The following is a 14957-nucleotide window of genomic DNA, read 5'->3' as shown; positions in this document are numbered from 1 at the left end:
AAGGTTGCGGGGACGTGGCGACCGCGATGCGAGGCGAGGATTGAATCGGTGAACGTGCTGGACATCCTTCTGGTGGTCGCCGCCGTGTGGTTCGCGGTCGTCGGCTACCGCCAGGGATTCATCGTCGGCATCCTGTCGGTGATCGGTTTCCTGGGCGGCGGACTCGTCGCGGTGTACCTGCTGCCCGTCATCTGGGCCGCCCTCACGGACGACGAGGGAGCGGTGAGCACGACGGCCGCCGTCGTCGCCGTGGTCATCGTGATCGTCTGTGCCTCCATCGGCCAGGCCTTCACCACCCACTTGGGCAACAAGCTCCGCCGGTACATCACTTGGCAGCCCGCGCGCGCCCTGGACGCCACGGGCGGCGCGCTGGTCAACGTGGTGGCGATGCTTCTCGTCGCCTGGCTGATCGGCTCCGCCCTCGCGGGTACGACGCTGCCGACGGTCGGCAAGGAAGTACGCAACTCCAAGATCCTGCTCGGCGTTTCGCGCACGCTGCCCAATCAGGCCGACACCTGGTTCGCGGACTTCTCCTCGGTCCTCGCGCGCAACGGCTTCCCGCAGGTCTTCAGCCCGTTCTCGAACGAGCCCATCACCGAGGTCCAGGCCCCCGACCCCAAGCTCGCCAAGAGCCCGGTCGCCACGAAGGCCAAGCGCTCCATCGTGAAGGTGCAGGGCGAGGCCCGCAGCTGCGGCAAGGTCCTTGAAGGCACCGGCTTCGTCTTCTCCGAACGCCGCGTGATGACGAACGCCCATGTGGTCGGCGGCGTGGACGAGCCGACGGTCCAGATAGGCGGTGACGGCCGGACGTACGACGCGAAGGTCGTGCTCTACGACTGGGAGCGCGACATCGCCGTACTCGACGTGCCGACCCTCCAGGCGCCCCCGTTGCAGTTCACGTCCAAGGACGCGGCCAGCGGTGACAACGCGATCGTCGCCGGCTTCCCGGAGAACGGTCCGTACGACGTCCGCCCCGCGCGCGTACGCGGGCGCATCACGGCCAACGGCCCGGACATCTACCACCGGGGCACCGTGCGCCGCGATGTGTACTCGCTCTACGCGACCGTCCGCCAGGGCAACTCCGGTGGCCCGCTGCTCACGTCGGACGGCAAGGTCTACGGCGTGGTCTTCGCGAAGTCACTGGACGACCCGGACACCGGCTACGCACTCACCGCCGACGAGGTCCGCGAGGACATCGAGGCAGGCCGCACCGCCAACCAAGAGGTCGACAGCGAGGGCTGCGCGCTGTAGCCGGGCGCAGTCGGGGGAGCGGGCGGATCAGTCGCGCGTATGCCTCAGCCGCGCCGAGACCCAGCGGGCCCTGCGGCGCAGGATGTGGGGAATGCCGATGCCTTGAGCGGGGCCTTCATGGCCCGGATCGTGCGGACCGCCCCTCTCACGGCTGTTCAGCGCTGTGGCCGAGCGGCGGTTGCGTGCTGCGTCACTGTAGTCGTGCGTCCAGCCCATACCCCGACGTGTGCCCGTGCCCCAAGGTCGGTAATCGCGCCCACGGGCCCCAATTGGCCTATGCGGGAGGCAATTGGCCGTTCGAAGAACAAGCGTTCCCATGACCTCGGTTCAGGGCCTGTTCAGGCCCCGCGCGGCCTACCGGTCCGGCTCGGGATCCTTCAGCCAGTTCACCAGCTCGGTCGAGAAAGCGACAGGGTCTTCCTCGTGCGGGAAGTGCCCGAGACCGTCGAACAGCCGCCACCGGTAAGGCGCTTCGACGTACTCGCCCGAGCCGGCCGCGCTGCGCGTCCGCATCACCGGGTCCAGGGAGCCGTGCAGATGCAGCGTAGGAACGCGCACAGGGCGCTTCATGCGCCGGTTGAACTGGATGCCGTCGGGACGGGCCATCGACCGCACCATCCAGCGGTACGGCTCGATCGAGCAGTGCGCCGTCGACGGGATCGTCATGGCACGGCGATACGTCTCCACCGACTCGTCGTCCGGGAGCCGCGGCCCCGACCAGTCCCGCACCAGACGCCCCACCAGAGCGGCGTCGTCAGCGATGAGTTGACGCTCCGGCAGCCACGGCCGCTGGAAGCCCCACACGTACGAACCCGCGGCGGTCTGCTTGCGGTCCGACAGCATCGCCGAGCGCCAGCGCCGCGGATGCGGCATCGAGGAGACGGCGAGGCGGCGCACCAGCTTGGGCCGCATCACGGCCGCCGTCCACGCGAGGTACCCGCCCAGGTCGTGCCCGACGAGCGCGGCGTCCGGCTCCCCGAGCGACCGCACGACGCCCGTGATGTCGAGCGCGAGGTTCGCCGGGTCGTAACCGCGCGGCGTACGGTCGCTGCCGCCCACGCCCCGCAGGTCCATCGCGACCGCGCGGAAGCCCGCGTCGGCGAGCGCCACCATCTGGTGCCGCCAGGTCCACCAGAACTGCGGAAAGCCGTGCAGGAGCAGCACGAGCGGACCGTCGCCCATCTCGGCGATGTGGAAGCGCGCGCCGTTGGCGGCGACGTCCCGGTGGGTCCAGGGACCTTCGATGCGTACGAGCGACGCCGGTTGGGCCGACTGGGGGACAGGCTGGGCAGGGTCCGTCATGAAGACGAGCGTGCCACAGCCGAAGCCTTCTCACCGCCACGGTCGACGGTGGCCCCCATGGGGGGCAGCGCGTCCAGGGGGCTCACCGCGCGGGGGTGCGGCTTGACGTTCTGCAGTACGGCGGCCGTCTCCTTGGCCGAAGCGGCGGCCTTCTGCGGACCCTTGCCCTTCTTGGCCTTCTTCGCGAAGACGACGCCGATCAGCGCGAGGACCCCGGCGACCAGCACGTTCGCCGCGAAGGAGAGCACGAAGCAGATCGCAAGGTTCCAGTTGCTCCAGGTGTGGATGCCGTAGGCCAGGGCGAAGCTCAGCATCGGCAGCGAGAAGATCAGCACCGCCCCCGCCGCGGCGAACGCGCCACCGCCGATCGCGCCCCGCTTGACGTCCTGCCGCAGCTGGGCCTTGGCCAGCGCGATCTCGTCGTGCACCAGCGCCGACATCTCGCTGGTAGCCGTGGAGACCAGCTGGCCGATGCTGCGTTCGGTGCCGACGGGCCCGTCGGGTGCGCTCATCGCTTCTCCCCTTCTCCGTAAGCCTGCCTAAGCGTGCTCACATACGTCTGTCCGGATACGACCGCTCAGCTCGGTCTGTGCAGTCAAGTCTGCTCAGATCATGCCGGACCGTCGTCATCGGCGCGTGCCCCGGCCGACACTTCGGCAAGCCTGCGGTGCTCGGCTGCTTTCTTTTCATAGATCGCGGCCATCCGCAGGTGGTACTCCGGCTTGTCCTGTTCGTACACGTCCGGGATGCCGTCGAGGTCGTCGTCGCGCTCCTCGTCGTCGTACAGCGCGCGGTAGCGGGCGTTGCGCATCTTGAGCAGGATCCCCGAGAGGACGGCCGCGATGAGAGAGCCCATCAGGACGGCTGCCTTGATCTCGCCGGTGAGCAGCGGGTCCTCGGTGAAGGCGAGTTCACCGATCAGGAGCGAGACGGTGAAGCCGATGCCGGCGAGCGAGGCGACCGCGAACACGTCCGGCCAGGCGAGTTCGTCGTTGAGCTCGGCCTTGGTGAACCGGGCCGCGAGCCAGGTGCCGCCGAAGATGCCGACCGCCTTGCCGACCACGAGACCGAGCACGACTCCGAGCGTCTCCGGCTTGCTGAATACGTCCCCGAGCGCGCCGCCCGACACCGCGACACCGGCGCTGAACAGCGCGAACAGCGGCACAGCGAGGCCCGCGGAGAGGGGCCGCACCAGGTGCTCGATGTGCTCGCCCGGCGAGTGCTCCTCGTCCTCGCGGCGGGTGCAGCGCAGCATCAGGCCCATCGCGACACCGGCGATCGTGGCGTGGATGCCGCTGTTGTACATCAGGCCCCAGATGGCCAGGGCGAGCGGAACGTAGATGTACCAGCCGCGTACCCCCTTGCGGAGCAGCAGCCAGAAGACCGCGAGGCCGAGGACCGCGCCGCCGAGCGCCGCGAAGTTCAGGTCGCTGGTGAAGAAGACCGCGATGATCAGGATCGCGAAGAGGTCGTCGACGACGGCGAGGGTGAGCAGGAAGGCGCGCAGCGCGGACGGCAGCGAGGTGCCGATGACCGCGAGGACGGCGAGCGCGAAGGCGATGTCCGTGGCGGTCGGCACCGCCCAGCCGTCCATGGAGCCGCCGCCGACGGTGTTGACCAGGACGTACACGAGAGCGGGCGCCGCCATGCCGCAGAGCGCCGCGACGACGGGCAGCGCGGCCGCCTTCGGGTCGCGCAGATCGCCCGCGACGAGTTCACGCTTGAGTTCGATGCCGGCGACGAAGAAGAAGACGGCGAGCAGTCCGTCGGCCGCCCAGTGCTGGATGGAGAGGTCGAGGCCGAGGGAGCTGGGCCCCAGGTGGAAGCCGCTCACGGATTCGTACGACCCACTGGCGGTGTTCGCCCAGATCAGGGCGGAGACGGCGGCGACGAGGAGGAGGACACCACCGACGGTCTCGGCACGCAGCGCGTTCGCGACGAAGTTCCGCTCGGGCAGCGAGAGCCGTCCGAGAACCTTGCGGTTGTTGCTGGGTGCGGGCGCGGCCACGGGGGTCGACCTCCGGTCGGTAGGCAGGACAAATCACTTGCCGACCAGACTTCCCGGCGCACCTAGGTACTTCGTGTCGTGTTGTTCTTGTCGCGATGTTGACGCGATCCTTAGCGTACCTAACGTGCAACCGGACCTATCCGGCGATCGTCACTTTATGCGCAAAAGGGGCACCCGTAATGCGCAAGAGGGGCAACCGGCGCGGTGCCGGATGCCCCTCTGTGACTCAGGTCTGACTAGTCCTCGCTCGCCGCGGCCGGCAGCTTGGTCTGGATCAGATCCATCACGGAGGAGTCCGTGAGCGTGGTGACGTCACCCAGCTCGCGGTTCTCGGCGACGTCCCTGAGGAGTCGGCGCATGATCTTCCCGGACCGCGTCTTCGGCAGCTCGGCGACGGGCAGGATCCGCTTCGGCTTGGCGATCGGGCCAAGGGTCGTGCCCACGTGGTTGCGCAGGTCCGCCACGAGCCCCTCGTCGTCGGCGTTCGCCGTGCCCCGCAGGATCACGAACGCGACGATGGCCTGCCCGGTGGTCTCGTCCGCCGCGCCCACGACCGCGGCCTCGGCGACCGAGGGGTGCGAGACGAGCGCCGACTCGACCTCGGTGGTGGAGATGTTGTGCCCCGACACGAGCATCACGTCGTCCACGCGCCCGAGGAGCCAGATGTCGCCGTCCTCGTCCTTCTTGGCGCCGTCACCGGCGAAGTACTTGCCCTCGAAGCGCGACCAGTACGTGTCGAGGAAGCGCTGGTCGTCGCCCCAGATGGTCCGCAGCATCGAGGGCCACGGCTCGGTCAGGACGAGGTAGCCGCCACCGCCGTCCGGCACTTCGCGCGCCTCGTCGTCGACGACGGTCGCGGCAATCCCGGGGAGCGCGCGCTGGGCGCTTCCCGGCTTGGTCTCGGTCACGCCCGGCAGCGGCGAGATCATCATCGCGCCGGTCTCGGTCTGCCACCAGGTGTCCACGATGGGGCACTTGTCGGCGCCGATGTTCTTCCGGTACCACATCCAGGCCTCGGGGTTGATCGGCTCACCGACCGACCCGAGGACCCGCAGGCTGGAGAGGTCGAACTTCGCGGGGATGTCGTCGCCCCACTTCATGAACGTACGAATGGCCGTCGGCGCCGTGTAGAGGATGGTCACGCCGTACTTCTGGACGATCTCCCAGAAGCGCCCCTGGTGCGGGGTGTCGGGCGTGCCCTCGTACATGACCTGCGTCGCGCCGTTCGCCAGCGGGCCGTACGTGATGTACGAGTGCCCGGTGACCCAGCCGATGTCGGCCGTGCACCAGTAGACGTCGGTCTCCGGCTTGAGGTCGAAGACGGCGTGGTGCGTGTACGCGGCCTGCGTGAGATAGCCGCCGGACGTGTGCAGGATGCCCTTCGGCTTACCTGTCGTACCCGACGTGTAGAGGATGAAGAGCGGGTTCTCCGCGTCGAAGGCCTCCGGCGTGTGCTCGGCGGACTGACGCCCGGTCAGCTCGTGCCACCACACGTCGCGGCCCTCGGTCCACGCCACGTCCTGGCCGGTGCGGCGCACGACGAGTACGTGCTCCACGGAGCTTCCCTCGCGGGACACGGCGTCGTCGACCGCGGGCTTCAGGGCGGCGGGCTTGCCCCTGCGGTAGCCGCCGTCGGAGGTGATGACGACCTTCGCGTCGGCGTCCTTCACGCGCGTGGCGATGGCGTCGGCGGAGAAGCCGCCGAAAACCACTGAGTGCGCGGCGCCGATGCGGGCACAGGCCAGCATCGACACGACGGCCTCGGGGATCATCGGCAGATAGACGGCGACACGGTCGCCCTGTCGGACTCCCAGCTCGGTCAGCGCGTTGGCGGCCCTGCTGACCTCGTCCTTGAGCTCGGCATAGGTGATGGCCCGGCTGTCGCCGGGCTCACCCTCGAAGTGAATCGCCACGCGGTCGCCGTGGCCCGCCTCGACGTGACGGTCGACGCAGTTGTACGCGACGTTGAGCTTCCCGTCGGCGAACCACTTCGCGAACGGCGGGTTCGACCAGTCGAGCGTCTCGGTCGGTTCGGTGGACCAGGTCAGCCGGCGGGCCTGCTCGGCCCAGAAGCCGAGCCGGTCAGCCTTGGCCTGTTCATACGCCTCCGCGGTGACGTTGGCGTTGGCCGCCAGGTCGGCCGGCGGCGCGAACCTTCGCTCTTCTTTAAGAAGGTTGGCCAGGCTTTCGTTGCTCACGACATCTCCCATTCCCAGGGTGTCCGTTGTGTCCAAAGCCACAGCTCATCAGACGTATACCCCTGGTGACAAGAGCTTGCCGAAAATTGGTTTAGACCTTTACTCGGCTGGGGGGCTCCTCACGCGGTGATCCTTCGTGCGGTGACGGTGTGACCTGGTCGAACACGTCGTCCGGACTCTCGGTCAGCAGATACGCCTGAGCCTCGCCGACATGGAAGTACATGCCGTGCAGTTCCAGGGCGCCCTCGGCCATGCGCCGCGCCACGGACTCGTGGCCGCGCAGGTGCTCCAACTGCTGGACCACATTGGTCAGGCAGAGCTGCTCGACCGCGTCGGCGGGTGACCGCCCCGCCAGCCGCGCCCATCCCTCCTCCTTGTGTGCCGCCATCCGCTCGAGGCTCGGCGTCCCGTGCCGCAGCCACCGCTTCAGGGGCGTCTGGGCGCCCCCGGGCGGGGTGTTGAGCAGCGCCTGCATCGCCCCGCACCCGGAGTGCCCGCACACGGTGATGGACCGCACCTTCAGTACGTCCACCGCGTACTCGATCGCCGCGGCCACCGAGTCGTCCCCGCTCGCGGCACCCGGAATCGGCACGAGGTTGCCGACATTGCGTACGACGAAGAGGTCGCCGGGGCCGCTCGACGTGATCATCGACGTGACGAGCCGGGAGTCGGCGCAGGTCAGGAAGAGCTGCGAGGGCTGCTGTCCCTCGCGCGCGAGCCGGGCCAGCTCGCCGCGCACATGCGGCGCGGTGTTCCGCTGGAACGCGCTGATTCCGCTTGCCAGTTGATGTCCGCTGGGCCGTGTCTCGCCCTGGGGGGCCTCCTGGGGGCGGTCGCAGTGGTGGTTGCGCCAGGCCGTCCAGGGCCTGCAGCAGGAGTGCGACGAGCTCGCGGGTTCGGCGATGCGCGTCCCCGCGCGCCCGGTCACCTCGACGGTGCCGCCCTGCATGATGTGCGCGTCCTGCCAGCACTGCAGCGCCTCGTACGCCGCGTGGTCCATGAACGAGCCGTCCAACTCGACGATCGTGGCGGCCCGTTGGGGGACGAGATGCAGCGCCCTGCTGAGGCGCGGCACGGCGAGGAAGGTCAACTGCCCGCGTACGCGCACGTGATGGGCCCCGTCCACCTCGGTGTGGGTGATCCGGGTGCGGGCGAGGCGGTGCAGCGCGACGGCCACGGCGACGGCGACACCGAGGGCCACGCCTTCGAGGACGCCGAGGAAGACGACGCCGAGCGTCGTGGTGGCGTACACGAGGATCTCGCGGTGGCGGGTGATGGTCCGGATGTGGTTCAGGCTCACCATCTGGATGCCGACCGCCATGACCAGGGCGGCGAGCGCGGCGAGCGGGATCAGCTCGAGCAGGGGGACCATCAGCAGGGCGGCCACCACTACCCAAACGCCGTGCAGCATCGTGGAGTTCCTGCTGACGGCACCGGCCCGCACATTGGCCACGCTGCGCACCGCGACCCCGGCGACGGGGAGCCCGCCGAGGGCCCCGGACACGGCGTTGGCGGCGCCCTGGCCGAGCAGTTCGCGGTTGAGGTCGGAGCGGCCGCCGTCGGCGCGCGGTTCGCGCCGCCCGGAGACGAGCTTGTCCACGGCGACGGCGCCGAGCAGTGACTGCACGCTGCAGACCAGCGTGACCGTCAGGACGGCGGCGACGAGCCCGAGCGCGGGGCCTTCGGGCAGGCCCGCCAGCGCGTGGCTGCGCCACGACGGCAGATCGACCTTGGCGACGCTCAGCCCGGCGAGCACGGCGACGGCCGTCGCCGCGGCCACGGAGACGAGGGGGGCGGGCACGACACGGACGATCCGGCCCGCACGGCCGGGAATCCGCGGCCAGAGCAGCAGCAGCGCCAGGGTCAGCACGCTGATCGACAGCGCGGCCGGATGCAGATCGGCCAACTGGGCGGGCAGCGCGCGGAGGTTGTCGAGCACGGCGCTCTGGGGGGTGCCGCCGAGCACGATGTGCAGCTGGGCGACGGCGATGGCGACGCCGATGCCGGCCAGCATGCCGTGCACGACGGCGGGGCTGACGGCGAGGGCCGAGCGGGCCACGCGCAGGCAGCCGAGGCCGAGTTGGGCGATTCCGGCGAGAACGGTGATGGCGCAGGTGGTCCGCCAGCCGTACTGGTGGATGAGGTCGGCGGTGACGACCGTGAGGCCTGCGGCCGGGCCGCTGACCTGCAGCGGCGATCCACCGATCCGTCCGGCGACCAGGCCGCCCACGGCGGCGGCGACGAGGCCCGCCTGGAGCGGTGCTCCGGTGGCGAGAGCGATGCCCAGGGACAGCGGCAGGGCGATCAGGAAGACGGCGATCGACGCGGATACGTCGGCGCCCGCGATGCGGAACTTACGGAACTTGCGGAACTTGCCGGGCGGCGGCGCGTGGGGCTCGTGGTCGCGTGATGCGTGGGCCGAGTCGGTGGCATGGGTGGGGACGCAGGCAGACATGGTTTCCCGTCTCCTCCGGGGCGGCGCGGTCGCGGGACAGGGGGTCCTCCGGAGGTATCCGGGGGACGGGTCGCGGCCGTGGGTCACGGCGTTGCAGCGGCGGGATATCTCAACTCTCGGTAAACGAATCGTAATGGAGAGTAAAGGCCGCGGATAGACAAGCAGGGCAAATGGGGCACTAGATCACCCTGAAGGGTGAATAAAGCTATTCGTCGGCTTGTCGGAACCTCTGACTCATGCCTCCGTGCGACGTTGGCGGCGCTGGCGGTCATTTCCGGGCAATTACCACTTAATGCCCTCCGGTGATGACCCCCTGAAGTGCCCGCGGGCTCTCTGCAGCGCCCCCTGCAGAACCGAGCCCGACTCGAAGCCGACTGAAGGAAGAAGGTGGGCGGAAGATGGCCGCCACCCAGAGGATCCAGCGGATCGCCGCGGGCATCACCGCCCTCGTGGCATGCGTCGCCGTAATGGCCGGTTGTTCGAGCGGCGACACCGGCGCCGGGCAAGGCGCGCACGGCGCCAAGAAGGCCTCCCCCGCCCCGGCCCCCAAGAGCGCCGTCCGCATGATCGGTGACGGCTCCACCGCCTTCACCGGCCGACAGCCGCACCTGCCCGAGCCCGCGCGACTGAGACCCGGCCAGAAGCCGCCCCAGTTCGTGGTCTTCTCCTGGGACGGCGCGGGCGAGGACAGCCAGAAGCTCTTCTCGCACTTCCGCAAGGTGGCCAAGCGGAACAACGCCACGATGACGTACTTCCTCAGCGGCGTGTACATGCTCCCCGAGGCGAAGCGGAAGCTCTACGACCCGCCGCAGCACCTGGCCGGCAGCTCGGACATCGGCTTCAACGACCGCAAGGGAATCAAGGACACCGTGGAGCAGCTCCGCGGCGCCTGGCTCGAGGGCAATGAGGTCGGCACCCACTTCAACGGCCACTTCTGCGGCACCAGTGGCGGTGTGGGCCAGTGGTCGGTCGCCGACTGGAAGAGCGAGATCAACCAGGCCAAGTCCTTCGTGAAGGCCTGGAAGACGAACACGGGCATGAAGAAGGCGCAGCCACTGCCCTTCGACTACGACAAGGAACTCATCGGCGCCCGCACGCCCTGCCTCGAAGGCCAGAAGAACTTCACGCGGGCGGCCCGTGAGCTGGGCTTCCGCTACGACACCAGCGGCGTCAACGACCAGATCTGGCCCAAGAAGAAGGAAGGCCTCTGGGACCTGTCGATGCAGCTGGTCCCGGTCCCCGGCCGCAAGTTCGAGACGCTCACCATGGACTACAACTTCATGGTGAACCAGTCGGGCACGACGTCCCAGGGCGACCCGGACAAGCACGAGTACTGGGGTGACCAGATGCGCGACGGCCTGCTCCAGGGCTTCGACCGCGCCTACAAGGGCAACCGCGCCCCGCTGATCATCGGCAACCACTTCGAGTCCTGGAACGGCGGCACCTACATGCGCGCCATCGAGGAGACGATCGAGTCGGTCTGCACCAAGCGCGACGTGCGCTGCGTCTCCTTCCGTCAACTCGCCGACTGGCTCGACGCCCAGGACCCGCAGACCGTGGAGCGCCTCACCAAACTCCCGGTCGGCAAGGCCCCGAAGGAGGGCTGGGCGTCCTTCCTCTCCGCCCAGCCCGCACCGGCCCCGAAGGGTGCCCCCGGCGCCCCGGCGGTCAAGCCGTAGCGACAGCTCGCTCACCTAGGACGAAGTCGGGGTCGACCTGGGCCGCCAGGTCGGCACCCGTTCGTTCGTTGCCCCAGCTCTGCGCGTTCTTCAGGTGGAAGTGGACCATCTGGCGGGTGTAGCGGTCCCAGTCCCTGCGCTCGTACGAGGTGTCCACGGCACCCTGAAGTGCCTGCAGGGAACGGCGGTTGTCGTCCTCAAGGAACTCGAACCGGGGTGGGCGGCCCTTCTCCATGGCGCGCACCCAGTCCGAGTGCCCGACCGTCACCAGGAGGTCGTCGCCCACCTGCTCGCGCAGGAAGTCGATGTCGTCCTGGCCCTGCACCTTGTTGCCGACGACCCTGAGGTCGACGCCGAAGTCCCGTGCGTATTCCTTGTATTGGCGATAGACGGAGACCCCCTTCCGGGTCGGTTCGGCCACCAGGAACGTCATGTCGAAGCGGGTGAACATGCCGGACGCGAAGGAGTCCGAACCCGCGGTCATGTCGACGACCGCGTACTCGTCGCGCCCGTCGACCAGGTGATTCAGGAACAGCTCCACCGCCCCCGTCTTGGAGTGGTAGCAGGCGACACCGAGGTCGGCTTCGGTGAACGGCCCTGTGACCATCAAACGGACGGCTGCGTCGTCGAGTTCCACCGGCCGCGCGCACGCGTCGTAGACGGGGTTGTCCTCGCGCACCCGCAGGATGCGCGAACCCTCGCCGGGCGGCGTCGTCTTGATCATCGTGTCGGCTGAGGCGATCCGTGGATTGGAGCCCCGCAGGTAGTCCTTGATGAGGGGGATGCGCGCGCCCATGGCGGGCAGGGCGGCGGCGTCCGCCTCGTCGAGACCGAGCGCGGGGCCCAGGTGCTGGTTGATGTCGGCGTCCACCGCGATGACCGGTGCTCCGGTGGCGGCGAGGTGTCGGATGAAGAGCGAGGACAGCGTGGTCTTGCCGCTGCCGCCCTTCCCTACGAAAGCGATCTTCATGTTCACCAAGGGTAGCCGGACGATCACCTGCCGTATCGATGCGGCGTGAAGAAGACCACTCCTTCGTGGGGGGAGCGCCGGTGGTGCGTAGGGTCGTACTCATGAGTACGACAGCCGATCCGCTCGCGGCCCTGGGCGCACTGCCCGGCGTCGCCGATTCCGTGGACTCCGTGCGCAAGGCCGTGGACCGGGTCTACGGCCACCGGATCATGCGGCGCCGCAGCAATGAGGTCACCTCCGAGGCGGCGCTGCGCGGCGCCCGCGGCTCGGCGGCACTCTCCGGTGCCGACTGGGCACTCGAAGAGGTGCGCCGACGCAGCGACTTCAGTGGCGACGACGAGGCCCGCACGGTCGGCGCGGCCCTGCGGCTCACCGCGGAGGCAGGCCAACTCCTGTCCATTTGGCGGCAGTCACCGCTCCGGGTCCTCGCGCGCCTCCACCTGGTTGCCGCCGCGGAGAACGACGAGTCGGCGGGGCGGCCGCGTCTGGCGGGCGAGCCGGTCGACGAGCCGCTGGTCGAGCTGGATGTGCCGGACTCCGACGAGGTGGCGGGCCGCCTTGAGGGTCTTTCTCAGCTGATCATCGCGGGCGGCTCCGCGCCGGCCCTCGTGACGGCGGCCGTAGTGCACGGCGAGTTGCTCAGCCTGCGCCCCTTCGGCTCGCACAACGGCCTGGTCGCGCGGGCGGCCGAGCGCATCGTCCTGGTGGGCAGCGGGCTCGACCCGAAGTCCGTCTGTCCGGCCGAGGCGGGGCACGCGGAACAGGGGCGGGCGGCCTACGTGGGGGCGCTCGACGGCTACGCGTCCGGGACGCCGGAGGGAATGGCCGCCTGGATCGCCCACTGCGGGCGCGCGGTCGAGCTTGGGGTCAGGGAGTCGACGGCGGTCTGCGAGGCGATGCAGCGCGGAGCGGCCTGAGGCGTCCCTGAAAGGGGCCTGAACAGGGTTGCGGCGGTACGAGTTCTCGTACCGCCGCTGGCATGTTCACCGTGTTACCAAGCGTCCTCGAAGTTTGCCCATCAGGTCGGGAACATTGCCCGTCACCTGGTGCGGCTGGCCCGTAATCGACGGGTCGACGTCGCGTGGGTGCTCGGTGTTCATGCTTCGGTCCGTGGGGCCTGGTTGCGTTTAAAGGTAATCCTCTCGGATGTCCTTGGTCTCGCGGGCCGTTGACTCCTTTGTACTCCTGTCCTGGGGTAAGCGGAAGTCCTGGCACTACTTCTTTACTTTTAGGTTCAAATAAGGGTGAATCGGGCGCGTGTTGTCCGGCGGTGGCTCACGAACCACACGAGCCCCGCGGTGGCCGCCGCGGCACTCACCGCCGCCACCGCGACCAGGGCGGGCCGGGACGGCTTCTTGCGCCGTTCCTTGAGCCGGACGGGCCGGTGAAAGTCGAGAATCGGCCACCCGCGCGCGAGAGCCTCGCGGCGCAGTGCGCGATCGGGGTTGACCGCGTGCGGATGCCCCACGGACTCCAGCATGGGGAGGTCGGTCGCCGAGTCGCTGTACGCGTGGCACCGGTCGAGGTCGTACCCCTCGGACTGTGCGAGCTCCTTGATCGCGGCCGCCTTGGTGGGGCCGTACGCGTAGTACTCCACCTCGCCGGTGAAGCAGCCGTCGTCGCCGACCACCATCCGGGTCGCCACCACCCGGTCCGCGCCCAGGAGCTCGCCGATCGGCTCGACGACCTCGGCGCCCGAGGTGGAGACGATGACGACGTCCCGTCCCGCGGTGTGGTGCTCCTCGATGAGGGACGCGGCCTCGTCGTAGATGATCGGGTCGATCAGGTCGTGCAGTGTCTCGGCGACGATCTCCTTGACCTGCTGCACGTTCCATCCGCGGCAGAGAGCGGAGAGGTACTCGCGCATCCGCTCCATCTGGTCGTGATCGGCTCCGCCCGCGAGGAAGACGAACTGCGCATATGCAGTTCGGAGTACCGCCCTGCGGTTGATCAGCCCGCCTTGGTAGAACGACTTGCTGAAGGTGAGAGTGCTCGACTTCGCAATGACCGTCTTGTCCAGGTCAAAGAAGGCGGCTGTGCGGGGCAAGGAGTGGTTTTCCACGAGCCCGAGCATAGGCGCCCACCATTCGGCGTAAGGTGAGGCGCGTGGGTTTGCCTGAGAAGGCTCTCGGGTACACCATGGAAGTCACGGATCGTTCGCGACCGTGCTAACCCGGTCTGGCTCCTCCCCCCCCGAGTCGGACCGTGGGGACGACCCCCGCTCTCCCCCCCGGCGGGGGTCGTCGCATGTCCGGATGGGTTTTCCGGGCCTCTTTCGACCCTCATCTGATCGCCTGGCGCCCTACGGTGGCCGTTTCGGCGATCTTTTGCCATGCCCAAGATTCGTCACTGTGCGTAGTCGTTGGGCTGCTCTGCGGAAGTCCCCGGGATGTCACCGGTATGGGTGAAGGGGATATTCACAGCCCTCGTCTTGTCCACAGTTATTGACCAAGATCCACACGATATCCGGCATCGCTGCACGCTGATTCCGCTCGTTCTGCACGCGAAGTTCATGGCCGGATTGCTTTGCCCGGCTCATCGCTGATGTGGAACGCGGCATTCAACGGGCTTGCAGTGAGAGGGGGCTGGGGATCGTGGCTCGAGTGATTACGCGTGACGGGCCGCCGTCGTCCGATGGACGGCAGGGCGGACCGCTGATCGTCACGGAAGATGTGGACCTGCTGGACGACCTGCTGCGGCTGTGCGCCGCGGCGGGGGCGCGGCCCGAGGTGCGGCATGGCGTGCCGGAGCGCAGGGGCGGCTGGGACGCGGCGCCGCTGGTCCTGGTCGGGGACGACGCGGTGGGCCGGGTGCGGGGAGCCCCGCGCAGGCGCGGGGTCGTGCTTGTCGGGCGGGATCAGGACGATTCCGGGGTCTGGCAGCGCGCGGTGGAGATCGGCGCCGATCACGTGCTGGTCCTGCCTGACGGCGAACGATGGCTGGTGGACCGCATCGCCGATGTCGCCGAGGGCGTGGGGCGGCCCGCGCTCACGGTGGGGGTGATCGGCGGCAGCGGCGGAGCAGGCGCATCGACGCTGGCGTGCGCGCTGGCCGTCACGGCGGCCCGCGCGGGGCGGCGCACGATGCTCGTGGA

General features: G+C 69.1%; 12 protein-coding genes. 4 read left to right on the top strand and 8 right to left on the bottom strand.

Features of this window, described 5'->3' with window-relative positions; all coding sequences use genetic code 11:
- Window positions 1-48 precede the first annotated feature (48 nt).
- Complete coding sequence (locus tag ABD378_RS41940; protein ID WP_344530382.1) at window positions 49-1251, top strand: MarP family serine protease; 1203 nt, start codon at window positions 49-51, stop codon at window positions 1249-1251.
- A 27-nt stretch (window positions 1252-1278) separates the two neighbouring features.
- Here ABD378_RS41940 and ABD378_RS41935 read toward each other — a convergent pair whose 3' ends face one another.
- From ABD378_RS41935 to ABD378_RS41910, 6 genes are all read right to left on the bottom strand, one after another.
- Entirely contained in the window at window positions 1279-1467 is a 189-nt protein-coding gene (locus ABD378_RS41935) for a hypothetical protein (protein WP_237330242.1), read from the bottom strand.
- Between the two features lie 138 nt (window positions 1468-1605).
- Window positions 1606-2553, bottom strand: coding sequence for an alpha/beta fold hydrolase (locus ABD378_RS41930; RefSeq protein WP_344530379.1), 948 nt, complete (start codon window positions 2551-2553; stop codon window positions 1606-1608).
- Window positions 2550-3065, bottom strand: coding sequence for a phage holin family protein (locus ABD378_RS41925; RefSeq protein ID WP_344530377.1), 516 nt, complete (start codon window positions 3063-3065; stop codon window positions 2550-2552). Before ABD378_RS41925 ends, ABD378_RS41930 begins: the two co-directional genes overlap by 4 nt.
- 98 nt (window positions 3066-3163) lie before the next feature.
- Window positions 3164-4561, bottom strand: a complete 1398-nt coding sequence (gene nhaA, locus ABD378_RS41920) for a Na+/H+ antiporter NhaA (protein ID WP_344530375.1) — start codon at window positions 4559-4561, stop codon at window positions 3164-3166.
- A 236-nt stretch (window positions 4562-4797) separates the two neighbouring features.
- The gene (gene acs, locus ABD378_RS41915; RefSeq protein WP_344530373.1) at window positions 4798-6771 is read right to left on the bottom strand and encodes an acetate--CoA ligase; all 1974 of its coding nucleotides are present in this window, start codon (window positions 6769-6771) and stop codon (window positions 4798-4800) included.
- Window positions 6772-6850: 79 nt separating this feature from the next.
- Window positions 6851-9214 carry a bifunctional SulP family inorganic anion transporter/carbonic anhydrase gene (locus tag ABD378_RS41910; protein ID WP_344530371.1) on the bottom strand — a complete coding sequence of 788 codons (2364 nt, stop codon included), beginning with the start codon at window positions 9212-9214 and terminating at the stop codon, window positions 6851-6853.
- A gap of 398 nt (window positions 9215-9612) precedes the next feature.
- On the opposite strand from ABD378_RS41910, the gene ABD378_RS41905 reads away from it, so the two are divergent.
- Window positions 9613-10893: a polysaccharide deacetylase family protein gene (locus ABD378_RS41905; RefSeq protein WP_344530369.1), complete on the top strand. Its 1281-nt coding sequence runs from the start codon at window positions 9613-9615 to the stop codon at window positions 10891-10893.
- Here ABD378_RS41905 and ABD378_RS41900 read toward each other — a convergent pair.
- Entirely contained in the window at window positions 10883-11863 is a 981-nt protein-coding gene (locus tag ABD378_RS41900) for an ATP-binding protein (protein WP_344530367.1), read from the bottom strand. The genes ABD378_RS41905 and ABD378_RS41900 overlap by 11 nt on opposite strands.
- Before the next feature lie 101 nt (window positions 11864-11964).
- Between ABD378_RS41900 and ABD378_RS41895 the strand changes: the two genes are divergently transcribed.
- Entirely contained in the window at window positions 11965-12780 is an 816-nt protein-coding gene (locus ABD378_RS41895) for a Fic family protein (RefSeq protein ID WP_344530365.1), read from the top strand.
- A gap of 317 nt (window positions 12781-13097) precedes the next feature.
- Here ABD378_RS41895 and ABD378_RS41890 read toward each other — a convergent pair whose 3' ends face one another.
- On the bottom strand, window positions 13098-13937 hold the full coding sequence (locus ABD378_RS41890; protein ID WP_344530363.1) for an HAD family hydrolase: 840 nt from the start codon (window positions 13935-13937) through the stop codon (window positions 13098-13100).
- Between the two features lie 520 nt (window positions 13938-14457).
- On the opposite strand from ABD378_RS41890, the gene ABD378_RS41885 reads away from it, so the two are divergent.
- A partial coding sequence (locus tag ABD378_RS41885) for a CpaE-like family protein (RefSeq protein WP_486389310.1) occupies window positions 14458-14957 on the top strand: 500 nt, incomplete at its 3' end.

It is taken from the genome of Streptomyces rectiviolaceus (assembly GCF_039533825.1).
Lineage (GTDB): Bacteria > Actinomycetota > Actinomycetes > Streptomycetales > Streptomycetaceae > Streptomyces > Streptomyces rectiviolaceus.
Note: the sequence above shows the minus strand (reverse complement) of the source record. Positions and strands in the feature narration are given on the sequence as shown.